Origin of the sequence: Parazoarcus communis (assembly GCF_003111665.1) — a bacterium.
Taxonomy (GTDB): domain Bacteria; phylum Pseudomonadota; class Gammaproteobacteria; order Burkholderiales; family Rhodocyclaceae; genus Parazoarcus; species Parazoarcus communis_B.
Genome location: NZ_CP022188.1, coordinates 2,998,135 through 3,013,682, shown reverse-complemented (window position 1 = coordinate 3,013,682; position 15,548 = coordinate 2,998,135). Strand labels below are relative to the sequence as shown.

The 15,548-nt window shown below is 63.9% G+C and carries 17 protein-coding genes; 6 read left to right on the top strand and 11 right to left on the bottom strand.

Annotated elements, in window-relative coordinates:
• Nucleotides 1–12: 12 nt before the first annotated feature.
• The 7 genes from CEW87_RS13820 to flgB all read right to left on the bottom strand — a co-directional run bounded on the left by CEW87_RS13820 (nt 13) and on the right by flgB (nt 5,305).
• Nucleotides 13–690, bottom strand: coding sequence for a flagellar basal body L-ring protein FlgH (locus CEW87_RS13820; RefSeq protein WP_108973841.1), 678 nt, complete (start codon nt 688–690; stop codon nt 13–15).
• Nucleotides 691–700: 10 nt separating this feature from the next.
• Nucleotides 701–1,483 (bottom strand): flagellar basal-body rod protein FlgG, encoded by a 783-nt coding sequence (gene flgG, locus CEW87_RS13815; RefSeq protein ID WP_108947687.1) that lies wholly within the window; start codon nt 1,481–1,483, stop codon nt 701–703.
• 159 nt (nt 1,484–1,642) lie between these two features.
• Entirely contained in the window at nt 1,643–2,377 is a 735-nt protein-coding gene (flgF, locus tag CEW87_RS13810) for a flagellar basal-body rod protein FlgF (protein ID WP_108973839.1), read from the bottom strand.
• A 28-nt stretch (nt 2,378–2,405) separates the two neighbouring features.
• The gene (gene flgE / locus CEW87_RS13805) at nt 2,406–3,740 is read right to left on the bottom strand and encodes a flagellar hook protein FlgE (protein ID WP_108973837.1); all 1,335 of its coding nucleotides are present in this window, start codon (nt 3,738–3,740) and stop codon (nt 2,406–2,408) included.
• A gap of 15 nt (nt 3,741–3,755) precedes the next feature.
• Entirely contained in the window at nt 3,756–4,430 is a 675-nt protein-coding gene (locus tag CEW87_RS13800) for a flagellar hook assembly protein FlgD (protein WP_108973835.1), read from the bottom strand.
• Between the two features lie 42 nt (nt 4,431–4,472).
• Nucleotides 4,473–4,877: a flagellar basal body rod protein FlgC gene (flgC, locus tag CEW87_RS13795; protein WP_108973834.1), complete on the bottom strand. Its 405-nt coding sequence runs from the start codon at nt 4,875–4,877 to the stop codon at nt 4,473–4,475.
• Between the two features lie 23 nt (nt 4,878–4,900).
• Nucleotides 4,901–5,305, bottom strand: a complete 405-nt coding sequence (gene flgB / locus CEW87_RS13790; protein ID WP_108973832.1) for a flagellar basal body rod protein FlgB — start codon at nt 5,303–5,305, stop codon at nt 4,901–4,903.
• Between the two features lie 235 nt (nt 5,306–5,540).
• On the opposite strand from flgB, the gene flgA reads away from it, so the two are divergent.
• The 6 genes from flgA to parC all read left to right on the top strand — a co-directional run bounded on the left by flgA (nt 5,541) and on the right by parC (nt 12,188).
• Entirely contained in the window at nt 5,541–6,251 is a 711-nt protein-coding gene (flgA, locus tag CEW87_RS13785) for a flagellar basal body P-ring formation chaperone FlgA (RefSeq protein WP_108973830.1), read from the top strand.
• Nucleotides 6,252–6,375: 124 nt separating this feature from the next.
• Nucleotides 6,376–6,675 (top strand): flagellar biosynthesis anti-sigma factor FlgM, encoded by a 300-nt coding sequence (gene flgM, locus CEW87_RS13780; RefSeq protein ID WP_108973828.1) that lies wholly within the window; start codon nt 6,376–6,378, stop codon nt 6,673–6,675.
• A 24-nt stretch (nt 6,676–6,699) separates the two neighbouring features.
• Nucleotides 6,700–7,179, top strand: coding sequence for a flagella synthesis protein FlgN (locus CEW87_RS13775; protein ID WP_108973826.1), 480 nt, complete (start codon nt 6,700–6,702; stop codon nt 7,177–7,179).
• Nucleotides 7,180–7,324: 145 nt separating this feature from the next.
• A complete protein-coding gene (locus tag CEW87_RS13770; protein WP_108973824.1) occupies nt 7,325–9,298 on the top strand; it encodes a DNA topoisomerase IV subunit B in 1,974 nt (657 codons plus the stop codon).
• 166 nt (nt 9,299–9,464) lie between these two features.
• Nucleotides 9,465–9,713: a hypothetical protein gene (locus tag CEW87_RS13765; protein WP_108973822.1), complete on the top strand. Its 249-nt coding sequence runs from the start codon at nt 9,465–9,467 to the stop codon at nt 9,711–9,713.
• A 147-nt stretch (nt 9,714–9,860) separates the two neighbouring features.
• Nucleotides 9,861–12,188, top strand: a complete 2,328-nt coding sequence (gene parC, locus CEW87_RS13760) for a DNA topoisomerase IV subunit A (RefSeq protein WP_108973820.1) — start codon at nt 9,861–9,863, stop codon at nt 12,186–12,188.
• Nucleotides 12,189–12,198: 10 nt separating this feature from the next.
• Here parC and motD read toward each other — a convergent pair whose 3' ends face one another.
• The 4 genes from motD to CEW87_RS13740 form a co-directional block, all read right to left on the bottom strand.
• Complete coding sequence (gene motD / locus CEW87_RS13755; RefSeq protein WP_108973818.1) at nt 12,199–13,062, bottom strand: flagellar motor protein MotD; 864 nt, start codon at nt 13,060–13,062, stop codon at nt 12,199–12,201.
• Between the two features lie 21 nt (nt 13,063–13,083).
• The gene (locus tag CEW87_RS13750) at nt 13,084–13,824 is read right to left on the bottom strand and encodes a flagellar motor protein (RefSeq protein WP_108973816.1); all 741 of its coding nucleotides are present in this window, start codon (nt 13,822–13,824) and stop codon (nt 13,084–13,086) included.
• A gap of 20 nt (nt 13,825–13,844) precedes the next feature.
• Nucleotides 13,845–14,621: an RNA polymerase sigma factor FliA gene (locus CEW87_RS13745; RefSeq protein WP_108947671.1), complete on the bottom strand. Its 777-nt coding sequence runs from the start codon at nt 14,619–14,621 to the stop codon at nt 13,845–13,847.
• A 125-nt stretch (nt 14,622–14,746) separates the two neighbouring features.
• On the bottom strand, nt 14,747–15,547 hold the full coding sequence (locus tag CEW87_RS13740) for a MinD/ParA family ATP-binding protein (RefSeq protein WP_108973814.1): 801 nt from the start codon (nt 15,545–15,547) through the stop codon (nt 14,747–14,749).
• Nucleotide 15,548: the final 1 nt, after the last annotated feature.

The following is a 15,548-nucleotide window of genomic DNA, read 5'->3' as shown; positions in this document are numbered from 1 at the left end:
ATGGCGGCCTCCTCAGAACGGCAGGATGGCAACGAAGAAGCGCTGCAGCCATCCCATGGTGTTCGACTCATCGATGAAGCCGCTGCCGCGGTACTCCATCCTCGCATCCGCGACCTGAGTCGATTGCACGGTATTGCTCGAGCTTACGGTGGTGGGATTGACCACCCCGGAAAAGCGGATGTACTCGTTACCCTGATTGATCGCGACCTGCTTCTCACCGGAGACCAGCAGGTTTCCGTTCGGAAACACCTCGATCACCGTCACCGAGATCGTGCCGCTGAACACGTTGTTCGCGGCCGCCTCGCCCTCGCCGGAGAAGTCCGAATCTGCAGACACGCTGGCGTCGAGCCCGTTGAGCTTTGCGTTCTGCAGCGCCAGCAGATTGGGTGCGGTCAGGCTGATGCCACCGGTCAGGCTGGAGCCACGCGTCGCGGACGCATTGGCGCTTTTCTCCGCGGTGTTGCGCTCGACCAGGTTGATGGTGATGATGTCGCCGACATTGCGCGCGCGCCGGTCCTCGAACAGGGGCCGCAGGCCGCCGGGCTGATAGATGCCGCCGGTCGCGGGTACTGCCTGAGGCCGCATCTCGGGGCGGGCACTCATGGGCTGGTGCACCGAAGTCGGCGGCGTCGAATAGATCGACGCACAGCCGCTCAGCAGCAGGACCAGGACAAGCGCGATCGCTTTCATGACAGACCTCTTAGAGCTGGGTCAGACGGCCGAGCATCGAGTCGGAAGTCTGGATGGCGCGCGAGTTCATCTCGTAGGCGCGCTGGGTGACGATCATGTTCACCAGTTCCTCGGCCACGTTCACGTTCGAGGTCTCGACATAGCCCTGGTTGAGCACGCCGGTACCGTTGAGTCCGGGCTGATTGGGCGTTGCAACCCCGCTCGATGCGGTTTCGAGGAAGAGGTTCTCGCCCGCGCTCTGCAGTCCGCCCGGCGCAATGAAGGACGCGAGCTGAATCGAACCGAGCTGGGTCGGCGTCGTCTGCCCGGACTGCAGGGCGCTGACGGTGCCGTCCTTGCCAACCGTCACGGTCAGCGTATCCGACGGGATGTTGATGTTGTCTGCGAGGGGATAGCCGCTTGCGGTGACCATGTTGCCCTGGCTGTCGATCTGGAAGGCGCCGTCACGGGTGTAGGCCGTCGTGCCGTCCGGCAGCGAGATCTGGAAGAAGCCGTTGCCCTGGATCGCGATGTCGAGCGAACCGCCCGTCTGCTGCAGGTTGCCCTGGGTGAAGATGCGCTCGGTGGCGACCGGCTTCACACCGGTACCGATCTGCAGACCCGAGCCGATCTGCGTCTGCTGGGTGGATTGCGCACCCGGCTGGCGAACAGTCTGGTATAGCAGATCCTCGAACACCGCACGCTGGCGCTTGAAGCCGTTGGTGGAGACGTTGGCAAGGTTGTTGGAGATCACGTCCAGCGAAGTTTGCTGGGCATCCAGCCCGGTACGGGCGGTCCACAGTGAGCGGATCATGATGGGTTCCTCTTGACGGTGCCGGCGTCGGCAGGTGCCGCGCTTCGGCTGGGGATCGGCCAGGTTTCAGTTTAGGCCGGCGGCGTCGCCGGCCATCTCGGGATTAACAATGCAAAAACCGTGCTAATCCCTGCCTTACCCGTGGCCTGCGCCGCGAAATCAGCTGCCCGCAAGCAGCTGGGTCGCCGCACGGTCGTTTTCCTCGGCTGTACTGAGCATGCGCGTCTGCATTTCGAACTGCCGGCCCAGCGAAATCATGGTCACCATCTGGTCCACCACGTTCACATTGCTGCCCTCGAGATAGCCGCCGGCAGTTTTTACCGCCTCGTCTGCCGGTTGCGGCAAACCGTCGCTGGAGCGAAACAGGCCGTCGTCGCCGCGAACCAGTGTAGCCTCGGGCGGGTTGACCAGCTTCAGCTGATCGACAGCGTTCACCACTCCCTGCCCGGCCTGCAAGGCCGAGATCGTGCCATCACTGCCGATGACGATCTCGGAATCGGGCGGCAAGGAGATCGGACCGCCGCCGCCGATCACCGGCAAGCCGCTCCGGGTTTGCAGGATGCCGTTGGGGCTCACCTCCAGACTGCCGTCGCGGGTGTAGGCCTCGGTGCCGTCGGGCATCTGCACCGTGAGCCAGCCCTTGCCCTGAATCGCGACATCGTAGGCCCGGCCGGTGGCCTGCATGGGCCCCGAGCTGAAATCGGTTGCGACGCTGGCATCGACCGTGAATGCGCGCGTGTGCATCGCGTCGGTCTGAACCTCGACTGCGCGCAGCTTGTGCATCTCGGTGCGAAAACCGGTCGAGGTGGCGTTCGCAAGGTTGTGCGACACCGCGGCCTGCTGGTCGAGCGTGCCCTTCGCACCCGTCATGGCGGTATAGATCAGGCGGTCCATGTCGCGCTCCCCTTAGTTCGAAATTCGATTAACGCAGGTTCACCAGGGTCTGCAGGATCTGGTCCTGAGCCTGGATCGACTGCGCGTTGGCCTGGTAGTTACGCTGCTGAACGATCAGCTGAACCAGTTCCTGGGTGAGATCGACGTTCGACTCCTCGACCTGCCCCGCACTCAGCGAGCCGAGCACGCCGGTACCCGGCGCGCCCACCGTCGGCTGACCCGAGTCGTAGGACTCGGCCCAGAGGTTGTCGCCCAGCGAGGTCAGTCCCTGCGGGCTGGAAAAGTTTGCCAGCGCAAACAGACCCAGATCCTTGATCTGACCGTTCGAGTAGGTGCCCTGCAGCACGCCGGTGCTGCTCACGGAGATCCCGGTCAGGCTGCCTGTGGTGTAGCCATCCTGCCTGGGAGAGGTGGTCACCGCCGAACTCGTGTTCCACTGCGTCGACTTTGCGAGACTGAGCGAGAAGGTCAGGCTGTCCGCGCCGGTTGCAAGCTCTGCCGCCGTCCGCGTAAGGGAAAACACGCCATTGCCGGCCACCGTCGTATCGGGCACGCCGAAAGCCGTGAACGCAATCGACCCGAGATTCTCGAGCGGCTTGCCCGTCGAAAGCGCCGGATCGGTCGTATCGGGAATGACATCGTTGCTCAAGCGGCCATAGACATTCCAGGTATTCGGGGCCACGCCGCCCACGTCCGGATCGCGGACAAAGAACAGGCTCATCAGCGAGCCATTGCCCAGACTGTCGTACACGGTCATCGAGGTCGTGTAGTTGTAGCTGTCGACCGGAATGGTCGTGGCGCTGAGAAAACTGTTGATATCGCTGCCAACCGGGGTCTGATTCAGCGGATTATGGGCAGTGGAATCGAGGTTGAGTCCCACTGACGCCGTGGTGGTTTCGTTCGGACTGACGTTCGACGTATCGATCTGCAACACCGACGGCACGCCGGCGAAAACTGTCGTTCCACCCGTGGTCGTGCCCGCATACCCGGTCACCATGTCGCCGCCGGCATTGACGATGTAGCCGTTCTTGTCGACGTCGAACTGACCGTTACGCGAATAGGCAATCGAGCCATCCGTCCTCTCGAGCCGGAAAAAGCCGTTGCCACTGATGGCGATATCGAGCGGGTTGCTGGTTGAAGTCAGACCACCCTGAGTGAAGGATTGCGACACCGCACCCACGTATGTACCGATACCGATCTGCTGGGACGAGCTACCGCCCGCCATTGCCGACGCGTACGCATCGGCAAAGATCGTCCTGCTCGACTTAAATCCCACCGTGCTGCTGTTGGCAATGTTGTTGGAAATTACGTCAAGCGCCTTGGAGGACGCGTTCAACCCGCTCAAACCTTGCTGGAATGCCATGATCTTTACTCCGGATCAGAGAATTTGCTTGATGTCGGCAACTTTGAAGATGCCCAGTGACCCGACCTGAAGATCGGTGCTACTGGCGCCACGAATCACGCTGCTGACGGAGCCGAATTCGAGCGTGCGTGCAACGACGTTACTTTCGCCCTGCGTCGCGGTGACGCTCACCGTGTATTTGCCATCCGCTGCACGACTGCCATCGGTGGCCGTACCGTCCCAGATGAAGTTCTGGCTGCCTGCAGCCACATCGGTGACGGTGACGGACGCCACCTCGAGACCGGACGAATCCTTGATTGAGAGCACCACGCTGTCGGCCGGGCCGTCGAGCTCGAAGCCGCCAACAGCGCCTGCTTCGGTGAGCTGCAGGCCCTTGCCCTCGACCAGCACGCCGCGCCCCACCAGCGATGCGGCTTGCAGGCTTTCGCCGGAAGACTGCGAATCCAGCAACTGCCCCATCAGGGTATTGAGCTTCTCGATGCCCTCCACCGTGCTCAACTGTGCCAGTTGCGACGTGAGCTCGGCGTTTTCCATCGGATTCATCGGATCCTGATTCTTCAGCTGCGTCGTCAGCAGGGTGAGGAACTGGAGCCGGCTATCTGCCGCCACGCTGTCAGCCGAAGTATCCGTGCGCGCGAGATTGCTCAGGATGTCCTGTGCGGTCTGTGTGCTTGAAGTGACGGTGCTCATTTCATTCTCCTGGCTGTTGCGGCATAGATTGCCGGTCAGCGCTTACTGACCAATCTGCAAGGTACGCTGCAGCAAGGTTCGTGCCGTGTTCATCACTTCGGCGTTGTTCTGGTAGGAGCGCGAGGCCGAAATCATGTTCACCATCTCCTCGACCACATTCACATTGGGCATCTCGACATAGCCCTCCCCGTTGGCTGCGGGGTTTGCAGGCTCATACACCATGCGCATCGGCGCGGCACTCTCGACCACGCCGGTAACCTGCACGCCCACCGAGCCTTCCCCGGCCACCGGCCGTGCGGCAAAAACAACCTGCTTGGCACGGTAGGGCTGACCATCCTCGCCCACGACGCTGTCGGCGTTGGCAAGGTTGGAGGCGGTGGTATTGAGCCGCATCGACTGTGCGCTGAGCGCCGAACCTGCGATCGTGAATACGTTGAAAATGCTCATGATCCGCCTCCCTTAGCGTGTACTTACTGGCCGCTGATGGCCGTCTGCATCGAGCGCAACAAGCCGTTGATGAAGGTGATGCTGGCCTCGTAGTGAATGGCGTTCTCGGCGAAAGCCGCGCGCTCCACGTCCATGTTCACCGTGTTCCCGTCAACGCTGGACTGAAGCTCGGTGCGATACTTGGCCAGTCCGTCGAGTGCACTCCCGCTGCTGGCGGCAATGTGCCCGCTGCTAGTCGTACTCAGCGCCAGCGGGCCCATACGGCCACCCACAGCACCTTTGAGAGCCTCACGAAAGTCGATGTCGCGGGCCTTGTAGTTCGGGGTATCCGCATTGGCGATGTTGGATGCCAGCAGTTGCTGACGCTGGGCCTGAAGATTCAGTGCGGACTGGTGAATCTGCATCTGTCGATCTAGCTGGGTTCTCATCTCATCACCTCGGAAACTGGGTTGTCGCTGCAAGCGCAACGGGAATATGCGTTCACTGCCTGCATTGCACCTTCCATGCCACCGATGGTAGCCCCCTGCAATCAAGGCCCTGGCGCAGATAAGACCGGAAAAGTCCGGCCAATTTCACCGCTATCCGGCGCATGCTGCCGGCACACGGCAGAACTTGCCGGCGATTGCAGTTGCCTGCGTGCAAGCGACGTGCTGCAATCGCGGCATGAAGATTCCACCTCCCGCCAAACGACGCCACGCCTGCGCCCTGACTGCATTCGGCCTCGTGCTGTCCGCGTCGCCGCTGCACGCTCAACAGCCACCTGCACCGGTGACGGCCGTGGCGCAGCAACTGCTGGAGCTTGAGACACGCGGCCTGCCCGGTCGCGTCGAGCTGCAGATCAGCGCGCTCGATGCACGCAACCAGCTCCCGCCCTGCGCCCAACTCGAAGCCTTCATCCCGGGCGGCACTCGCCCCTGGGGTTCGATCAGCGTCGGCGTGCGTTGCGAATCGCCGGTAACGTGGCAGGTGTACCTGCAGGCACGTGTCGCGGTGATCAACGACTACCTGGTCACCGCCCGCCCGCTGCGCGCCGGCCAGATTGTCGGCCCGGCAGATATCACACGACGGAACGGCGACCTGACCGCCCTGCCCGACAACACGCTGACCGACCCGGCGCAGGTGGTCGGCCATCGCACTCGCTATGCGCTCGCCAGCGGCAATCCGGTTCGCGGCGACATGCTGCGCATCCCGGCTGCAGTCAAGCAGGGGCAGAACGTGAAGGTCATCAGCCGCGGGGAAGGCTTTCAGGTTTCCAGCGAAGGCCGCGCCATGAACACCGCCGCGCCGGGCGAGAGCGTGCGCGTGCGCATGCCCAACAACCAGGTGATCACCGGTACTGCCACGACCGATGGCAACGTCGAGGTCGGCTTCTGAACCGGAAGCGCGACAAGGCAGACTCGGGTGCGGGGCCGTCGCACTGACAATGTGTTAAATGGCCTAAAGTTTTCGGCAGACCTGCCGATCTAACACTCAGACAAGTTTCATCTGGAGCTTCACCATGAAGATCGAAAGCACGGGCAAGCCGCTTGGGTCGGTACAGACAGCGGACGCAAGGCCCAAACCCGCAGCGGGCACACCGCCGCCAGCCGGGGGCGACAAGGTCGAACTTTCGTCGCTGTCCTCGAGCATGCAGAAAGCCGAAACCGCGATGGCCAACACCCCGGTCTCGGACAAGAGTCGTGTGGAAGAGATCAAGCTCGCCATCAGTGAAGGCCGCTTCACGATCGACGCCAACCGTATCGCCGACGGCCTGATCGACAGCGTGCGCGACCTCCTCGACGGGCAGGCAGGCAGCTGAGCGGTTTCGCGCTAGACTTCGCGAATGCAGACACCCGGACCCGCTGAAATACAGCGCATCGCGCTCCTGATCGAAGCTGAAGCGATTCAGCTGAGGGAATTCCTCGACCATCTCCAGCGCGAAGAAGCCCTGCTCGTGAGCGGCGATACTGAGGGGCTGCTCGCGCTCACCACCACCAAGACCGAGCGCTACCGGCAGCTCCAACGCCTGCACGACGACCGTGCCTTGCTGCTCGGCCGCCTCGGCCTGCCCAACAAGGATGCGTCGATCCGGCAGGTGTGTGCTCAGCTTCCGCGTGTGCTGGCACGCTGGGACGAGGTCATCGAACTCGCCCGTGAGGCCCGCACACGCAACGAACTCAACGGCAAGCTCATCAACGAACGCATGCAGCACAATCAGGCCGCACTCTCGGTCCTGCTCTCCGCCGCGAACCATCCGCAACTGTACGACGCCGACGGCCAGTCGCGCCCCTCGGGCGGCGGCCGCATCCTCGGCAGCGCCTGACAGCTCCAAGGAATATTTCAAAGGGGTCAGAGTCGTTTGATCGCCCTCGATCAAACGACTCTGACCCCTTTGAAAACTGAAGCACCATTGAACGGCTCTTCGTCTCTGCTATCCTTGCGCCCTTCCGGAAATTTCAGGGCCCGTCATGGCTGGCACGCAATACGACGAATCCTCCTTTCGCGTTCTCAAGGGACTCGAGCCGGTGCGCGAGCGCCCGGGTATGTACACCCGGACAGACAGCCCCACCCACATCATTCAGGAAGTCATCGACAACGCTGCCGATGAGGCACTGGCCGGCTTTGCGAAAAAGATTCACGTCACCCTGCATCTCGACGGCTCGGTCATGGTGGCCGACGACGGTCGCGGCATCCCGGTCGGCCTGCACCCGGTCGAAGGCGTGCCGGTGGTCGTGCTGGCGTACACCCGGCTGCACGCCGGCGGCAAGTTCGACAAGCGCGAAGGTAATTCGGCCTATGCGTTCTCTGGCGGCCTGCACGGTGTGGGCGTCTCGGTCACCAATGCGCTGTCCACCCGCATCGAGGTGGAAGTAAAGCGCGACGGCAAGATCCACCGCATCGACTTCTCCGACGGCGGCGAAACCATCAGCCCGGTGCGCATCGAAGGCGAATGCGGGCGTCAGACCGGAACCCGCGTGCGCGTGTGGCCTGACCCGAAGTATTTCGAGTCGCCCCGCGTGCCGATGAACGAACTCGAGCGCCTGCTGCGCTCCAAGGCAGTCCTGTTGTCGGGCGTTGCCGTGCGACTGGACATCGAGCAGGCTAACGGGCCGATGCTGACCAAGACCTGGTCCTACCCGGAAGGCCTCGCAGGCTATCTCAACGAGGTATCGGGTGATATTGAGCCGGTGGCGCCGATCTTCACTGGCGAAAAATACGCCGGCAAGGACGACACCAGCTTTGCACCGGGCGAGGGCGCGAGCTGGGCGCTGGCCTGGTTCGAATCCGCCGTCCCGAGCGAGTCCTACGTCAACCTGATTCCGACCGTCAATGGCGGCACCCATGAATCCGGCCTGCGCGCCGGGGTGTTCGAGGCGATGAAATCCTTCATCGACCATCACACCCTGCTGCCGCGCGGCGTGAAACTGCAGCAGGAGGACGTGTGCGGGCGCATGAGCTTCGTGCTCTCGGCGCGTCTGCTCGACCCGCAGTTTCAGGGCCAGGTGAAGGAAAAGCTCAACTCGCGCGAAGCGGTGAAGCTCGTCTCCAGCCAAATCCGCGACCCCTTCGAGATCTGGCTCAACAATCACGTCGAAGCCGGCAAGGCGATTGCAGAGCTGTCGATCAAACAGGCCTTGTCGCGGCAGAAGAGCGCGCAGAAAGTCGAAAAGCGGAAGACTTCAGGCGTGGCCGTACTGCCGGGCAAGCTCTCCGACTGCGAGTCAGAGGATATCGCGCACAACGAACTCTTCCTGGTCGAGGGCGACTCCGCCGGCGGCTCGGCCAAGATGGCGCGCAACAAGGAAACCCAGGCCATCCTGCCGCTGCGCGGCAAGGTGCAGAACGCATGGGAGATCGACCCCGACCGCATCCTGGCCAATGCCGAGATTCACGACATTGCCGTCGCACTCGGCGTGGATGCACACCGCCCTGACAGCACCCCTGATCTCAGCGGACTGCGCTACGGCAAGATCGTCATCATGTCCGACGCGGACGTCGACGGCGCCCACATCCAGACCCTGCTGCTGACCCTGTTCTTCCGCCACTTCCCCAAGCTGATCGAACATGGCCACGTCTATGTCGCGCAGCCGCCGCTGTACCGGGTGGACGTACCCGCCCAGGGCAAGAAGCGCCCGCCCCGTCGCCTTTACGCGCTGGACGAAGGCGAACTGAGCGCGATGCGCGACCGCCTCGCCGCGGAAGGCTTCAAGCCCGAGGCTATCGAGATCGGCCGATTCAAGGGCCTGGGCGAGATGAACCCCGATCAGCTGCGCGAAACCACCATGGACCCGGCCACCCGCCGCGTGTTGCCGGTGCACGTGCGCGCTGGCGCTTTCGACGACACGCTGAAGATGTTCACCCTGCTGATGGGCAAGGGCGAAGCCTCCGGGCGCCGCGCGTGGATGGAAGAAAAGGGCGACTCGGTCGAAGCGGATATCTGACTTTCGGCATCGCGCCTCTGCGCTAACCGTGGAACAGTTGCCGCAGACTGCACACACTTGGTCTGCGGCAAATGCACTCCACCGGCTTGCGCGAACGCGAAGATGAGATTTTCCCGCTAAGCCAGGCCCCACATTTCACCAAAGGAACCTTCGCGACATCGAGGTCTTGCGTTCACTCGAACGCCGACGTTACGTGCATGAGGAGTACGCCTGGCTGGGCATACTGGGCACCCACGCAGCTTCCCATGCGCTAGTAGCGCGAAAACACATCCTTCAGCTTGCACAGCGCCGGGGCAACCCCGAGGCCAGTCGCCACATCGTCGCCCGTCTGCAGGTTCTCGACCCGGAAGACGGCGTCGGCCACTCGGTGATCTCGGCCCTGCTTGATGGCGATGCCGATGAGGCCGCCGACTGAGTCGGAATTGCGACAAGGCAGCGCCCGACGTCGTGTCTCTCACGAGTTCGCGGGAAGATCGGCTCGCGCCGAATGCCCCTGACGGGTTAAGATCGCCCCCTTTCCGGCCCGTCGCCGGGATATCCGCCTGATCCTGGCCTACTCCCGATGAGCAACGACATATCCAATCCGTTCGGCGATTCCGCCGCCCTGCCTCCGGCAGACCAGCCTCCTGTTGACGACGGCACCCTCGCCCTCGACCACTATGCCGAGCGCGCCTATCTCGCCTATGCGATGAGCGTGGTGAAGTCGCGCGCCCTGCCTCAGGTCGAGGACGGCATGAAGCCGGTGCAGCGCCGCATTCTTTACGCCATGAGCGAGATGCGGCTGTCGTCGACGTCAAAGCATGTGAAGTCGGCGCGCGTGGTCGGCGATGTGATCGGTAAGTACCATCCCCACGGCGACACCTCGGTGTACGACGCCATGGTGCGGGTGGCACAGGACTTTTCCCTGCGCTATCCGCTGGTCGACGGCCAGGGCAACTTCGGCTCGCGCGACGGCGACTCCGCCGCGGCAATGCGCTACACCGAATGCCGCCTGACCCCGATCGCCGAACTGCTGCTGTCCGAGATCGACCGCGGCACGGTGGATTTCATCCCCAACTACGACGGCGCCTTCGAAGAACCGCAACTGCTGCCGGCGCGCCTGCCTTTCGTGCTGCTCAACGGCGCATCGGGCATCGCGGTCGGCATGGCCACCGAGATTCCGCCGCACAACCTGCGTGAAGTGGCCGAGGCCACCTGTCATCTGATCCGCAACCCGGAGGCCGGGCTAGAAGACGTGCTCGAGCGCATGCCGGGACCGGACTTCCCCGGCGGCGGCCAGCTCATCTCCTCGCCCGAGGCGATCCGCGACGCCTACACCGGCGGTCGTGGCAGCCTGCGCATGCGCGCACGCTGGCGCATCGAGGAGCTTGCCCGTGGCCAGTGGCGGGTGATCGTCGAACAGCTGCCGCACGGTGTTTCGGCCTCCCAGGTACTGGCCGAGATCGAAACCCTGACCAACCCGCAGCCGCGCTCGGGCAAGAAGGAAGTCAGCCAGGAGCAGAAGAACCTCAAGCAGCTGGTGCTGGGTGCGGTGGAAACCGTGCGCGACGAATCGAGCGACAAGTCGCCGATCCGCATCGTGCTCGAGCCACGTTCCAGCCGCCAGAGCCGCGACGAATTCATGGCGGTGCTGCTGGCACACACCAGCCTCGAGACCTCGGTTTCGGTCAACATGACCATGATCGGCCGCGACGGCCGGCCGCAGCAGAAGAACCTGGTGCAGGTGCTGCGCGAGTGGATCGACTTCCGCTACGTCACCGTCGAGCGCCGCACCCGGCACCGGCTGGACGAAGTGGATCGTCGGATCCACATCCTCGAAGGCCGCATGATCGCCTTCATCCACATCGAGGAAGTGATCCGCGTCATCCGCGAATCGGACGAACCGAAGCCCGCGCTGATTGCCGCCTTCGGCCTCACCGACATCCAGGCCGAGGACATCCTCGAAATCCGCCTGCGCCAGCTCGCACGCCTGGAAGGCTTCAAGATCGAAAAGGAGCTGGGCGAACTGCGCGACGAGCGCGCCGGCCTGCAGCACATCCTCGACAACCGCTCGGCGATGACCAAGCTCATCCTGAAAGAAATCCAGGACGACGCGAAGAAGTACGGCGACGACCGCCGCACCCTGATCGAAACCGTGGCCGCCGTTGCCCCGGCCGAGATCAGCGTGCCCGACGAACCGATTACGGTGATCCTGTCCCGAAACGGCTGGATCCGTTCGCGCCAGGGCCACGGTATCGACCCCGCATCCATCAGCTACAAGGCGGGCGACTTCGGCTTTGCCGTGCTCGAAACACGCACGACCTGGCCGCTTGTCGTCATCGACACGCGCGGCCGTGCCTATACCGTCAAGGCAGCGGAGCTGCCGGGCGGACGTGGTGACGGCGTGCCGATCACCACCCTGGTGGAGTTTCAGGACGGCGGCAAACTGGCCCAGGTCGTGGCCGACGCGCCGGATGCAAACTACTTCTTCGCCAACAGCGGCAGCTACGGCTTCATCTGCAGCGTGGGCGACGCCACCAGCCGCCAGCGTGCGGGCAAGGCCTTCATGGCCATGGAAAAGGGCGAAACCGTGCTGCGTCCGGCGCGGGTGCAGGGCGACTGGATTGCCGCCGCATCGGCCGGCGGCCGTGTGCTGGTGTTCCCGCGTGCCGAGATGAAGGTGCAGTCAGGCGGACGCGGCGTGATCGTGATGGGCATGGACGAAGACGAGACCCTGGTCGCGGTGGCCGTACCTGCCGACGACGCGGTTCTCACCGTCGAAGGCATCGGCCGCGGCAGCAAGCAGACGTCGGTCACGCTCAAGCCGGCACAGCGCGAAACCATGCGTCACCGCCGTGCGCGCAAGGGGATGCAGCTCGCAATCCGGCTCAAGCCGGAAAACATGTATTGAGGAAAGCGAATCAGCCCGGCGCGACGGGCTCGATCGGCGGCAGGATGGAGCGGATCGGGTCGTTGGCCGGGATCGTACCGGGGGCTTCGGGCGGGGGGTCGCCCACGCGAGATTCGATCAGGATCGCGACCCGCCGGTTGCGCGTGCGCCCCTCTTCGGTCGTGTTGTCCGCCACCGGGCGCTGGTCGGCATAACCGGCCGCGGTCAGGCGTTCGGGCGACACCCCCGAATCCACGAACAAACGCACCACCGACGACGCCCGCACCGCAGAGAGTTCCCAGTTTGAGGGGAAGCGGAAGGTGCTGATCGGGATGTTGTCGGTGTGCCCCTCGATCGTCACCGGGAACGACGCCAGCGCAATCACGCCTGCTACTGCACGCAGCGCCGCAACCGCCTCGTCACCGAGCACGGCCTCTCCGGGCGCAAACAACAGACTGGCGTTGATCTCGACGGTAATGCCAAACGCCCCTTCGGACACACTGACCTGTCCGTCACGCGTCAGCGGCCCGAGCACACGCCGGATTTCCTCGGCCATGTTGCGCATGCGCGCGGCGTTCTGCTGGCGTTCCTCCTCGGCTTTCTTCTCTTCGGCGGTCGGGGCCTGCATCTTGGGTTTCTGCAGGGCCGGCGAAATGGGGCCCGTCACCACGGCGATCGGCGGCATGATGATCTGCTGTCCGCTCTCGTTCACGTTGATGCTGCGGAAAGCCTGCACCAGTGAATCCGACAACACCCGGTAGTTGCCCTCGTTGATCGAACTCAGCGAGTACATCACGACAAAGAACGCAAACAGCAGGGTGATGAAGTCGGCATAGGACACCAGCCAGCGTTCGTGGTTTTCGTGTTCTTCAGGAGCCTTGCGTCGGCGTGCCATGGCGGGTTCCGCTGTGGCCCGTCAGACCAGGTAGCCCTGCATGCGGCTCTCGACGATCCGCGGATTGTCACCGCTCGCGATGCCCACCAGACCATCAACGAACATCTCGCGCTGGGACACCATGGTCCCGATATGGGCCTGCAGCTTCTTGGCGACCGGCAGAAAGATCAGGTTGGCGAGCCCGACACCGTAGATGGTCGCAACAAAGGCGACCGCAATGCCGGCGCCGAGCTTGGACGGATCGGAGAGGTTTTCCATGACGTGGATCAGGCCCAGCACCGCACCCAGAATCCCGATCGTCGGCGCGTAACCGCCGGCGCCTTCCCAGATCTTGGCCTTCTGCTTGAGCTGTCCTTCCCAGGTATCGATCTCGACCTCGAGCACTTCGCGCAGGCGCCCCGGCTCGACACCGTCGACCAGCATCTGCAGGCCGCGCTGCATGAAGGGATCGTTCAGGCCTTCGATCTGCCCTTCGAGCACGAGCAGACCTTCCTTGCGTGCAACCGTGCTCCACGCCGACACCTGCTCGATGATGGCCTCGTGACTGCTCATCGGCGGCACGAAAACCCACTTGGCCATCTTGAGGCCATCCACGAAGACGCGCAGCGGGCTTTGCAGCATGACCGCACCGGCGGTGCCGCCAACCACGATCAGAAACGCGGTGGGCTGCATCAGCGAGGACAGGTGCCCACCCTCGAGTACCTGCCCGACGAGGATGGCGGCCAGTCCGAGCGCGATGCCAACGAGGCTGATGCTATCCATTGGGTTCTATCCTGTGGCCGTCAGGCCCCTGCGGGCGGGTTCTTGGGCGGGCGACCGCGACGCGCACCGGGCGTGCTGCCGGCCGGGCGTGCACCGACCACCTGCACACGAAGGCGTGCAATGGCCTGGCTGTGGAGCTGACACACGCGCGACTCGGTCACGCCCAGCACCTCGCCGATCTCGCGCAGGTTCAGCTCTTCGTCGTAGTACAGCGCCATGATCATCTTTTCGCGCTCGGGCAGCGCCTCAATGGCGCGCACCAGACTGGCGCGATTGTCGGCGCTTTCGAGCAGTTCCAGCGGGTTGGTCTCATGTTCGCCAAAATGACGCTCGAGGAAATCCTCGCCTTCGTCGCGGGCAAAGTCGTCGAAATAGACGAGCTGGTGGCCGCGCGCCTCCTGCAGCATGTGCTGGTACTCGGACAGCGACACGCCGAGCGACTCGGCAAGCTCGGTCTCGCTCGGTGCGCGACCGTTCTGCTGTTCGAGATCGTTGATGGCGGATTCGATACGGCGCATGTCGCGGCGCAGGCTGCGCGGCACCCAGTCGTTCTCGCGCAGGCCATCGAGCATCGAGCCGCGGATGCGCTGTACCGCGTAGGTTTCGAACTGCGCGCCCATCCCTTCCTCGAAACGGCCGATCGCATCGAGCAAGCCCATCATGCCGTTCTGGATCAGATCCTCGACGTCGACGCTCGCGGGCAGCTTGGCCATGAGCTGATAGGCAATGCGCTTGACCAGCGGCGCATAGGACACCACCAGGTGATCGGTATCGAGTTGTCCGTCAGCGTCGTACATCCATTGGACCTGTATTCTTTTGCGACGCGACCGTTCGGGCGTGACCGCAGGCGCGTTCAAGGAGGTCCATTTTCCCGCACTGGCGTTCGCATTGCTAGCAGGATAGGTCAGCGGCATCACAATACTCACTCCCTGCGCACCTGCCCGGCCGGCCGGCTACGTGCCATCACCGAGAGACGACGCAGGAACGCGGCCTCCGGCTCGCGCGGCGAGGACATCGACTGCGGCTGCGACAGACCTTCTGCGATGTCGTCGCGCTCGATTTCGCCCAGCCATGCCAGCGGCACGCCGACATGGCGGCGCACCAGGCCTTGAAGGCTGGTGAAGAAGCGCTCCGCATCGGCCCGGTTGCGGGCACGGCAGACGGCCACGTGCAGCGACCCGGCACCGGCGGCCGCGAGCTGCTTGATGACTTGATAGGCTTCGGTCGCGCCACTCGCGCTCGCCTCTGCGACCAGCAGCCGACGCGGCGCCGCATGCACAAAGGGCGACGGGTCGCTGGCCGAGCTCTGACCGGCGTGGATCAGCACGAAACCGGCATGACGGTGAAGAACCCGCAGCGCTTCGACCAGACATGCGCGACGCGCATCGTCGAGCAGGGGCAAAGCCAGTGCGGCGGCGGCGGCGGGCACACGTCCGAGCAGACCGGGCACCGGCTGCAGCAGGCCGGCGAGCGTCAGCCGGCCATCGAGCATCTGCAACAGATCCGGGCCCGCCGGCAGCTCCAGCGCAGCGGTCAGGGCCTCGTCGCCCGTCGCCTCATCAAGCAGCAGCACGCGGTGCGCATGGCCGGCAATGCGATGGGCAGCACGCACCGCATTGTGCGTGCGGTAGCGGCCGGTGGCATACAGCGCAACCACGCCCGGTGGTGCGTTACGGAACAAACGCCGCAGTCCCGCCGCCTGGTCTTCGCGTCCGTCGATCATG

Bases quoted from the DNA above. Each gene is read 5' to 3' on its own strand.
- CEW87_RS13820 (WP_108973841.1), bottom strand. From the start codon at position 690: ATGAAAGCGATCGCGCTTGTCCTGGTCCTGCTGCTGAGCGGCTGTGCG.
- flgG (WP_108947687.1), bottom strand. From the start codon at position 1,483: ATGATCCGCTCACTGTGGACCGCCCGTACCGGGCTGGATGCCCAGCAA.
- flgF (WP_108973839.1), bottom strand. From the start codon at position 2,377: ATGGACCGCCTGATCTATACCGCCATGACGGGTGCGAAGGGCACGCTC.
- flgE (WP_108973837.1), bottom strand. From the start codon at position 3,740: ATGGCATTCCAGCAAGGTTTGAGCGGGTTGAACGCGTCCTCCAAGGCG.
- CEW87_RS13800 (WP_108973835.1), bottom strand. From the start codon at position 4,430: ATGAGCACCGTCACTTCAAGCACACAGACCGCACAGGACATCCTGAGC.
- flgC (WP_108973834.1), bottom strand. From the start codon at position 4,877: ATGAGCATTTTCAACGTATTCACGATCGCAGGTTCGGCGCTCAGCGCA.
- flgB (WP_108973832.1), bottom strand. From the start codon at position 5,305: ATGAGAACCCAGCTAGATCGACAGATGCAGATTCACCAGTCCGCACTG.
- flgA (WP_108973830.1), top strand. From the start codon at position 5,541: ATGAAGATTCCACCTCCCGCCAAACGACGCCACGCCTGCGCCCTGACT.
- flgM (WP_108973828.1), top strand. From the start codon at position 6,376: ATGAAGATCGAAAGCACGGGCAAGCCGCTTGGGTCGGTACAGACAGCG.
- CEW87_RS13775 (WP_108973826.1), top strand. From the start codon at position 6,700: ATGCAGACACCCGGACCCGCTGAAATACAGCGCATCGCGCTCCTGATC.
- CEW87_RS13770 (WP_108973824.1), top strand. From the start codon at position 7,325: ATGGCTGGCACGCAATACGACGAATCCTCCTTTCGCGTTCTCAAGGGA.
- parC (WP_108973820.1), top strand. From the start codon at position 9,861: ATGAGCAACGACATATCCAATCCGTTCGGCGATTCCGCCGCCCTGCCT.
- motD (WP_108973818.1), bottom strand. From the start codon at position 13,062: ATGGCACGCCGACGCAAGGCTCCTGAAGAACACGAAAACCACGAACGC.
- CEW87_RS13750 (WP_108973816.1), bottom strand. From the start codon at position 13,824: ATGGATAGCATCAGCCTCGTTGGCATCGCGCTCGGACTGGCCGCCATC.
- CEW87_RS13745 (WP_108947671.1), bottom strand. From the start codon at position 14,621: ATGTACGACGCTGACGGACAACTCGATACCGATCACCTGGTGGTGTCC.
- CEW87_RS13740 (WP_108973814.1), bottom strand. From the start codon at position 15,547: ATGATCGACGGACGCGAAGACCAGGCGGCGGGACTGCGGCGTTTGTTC.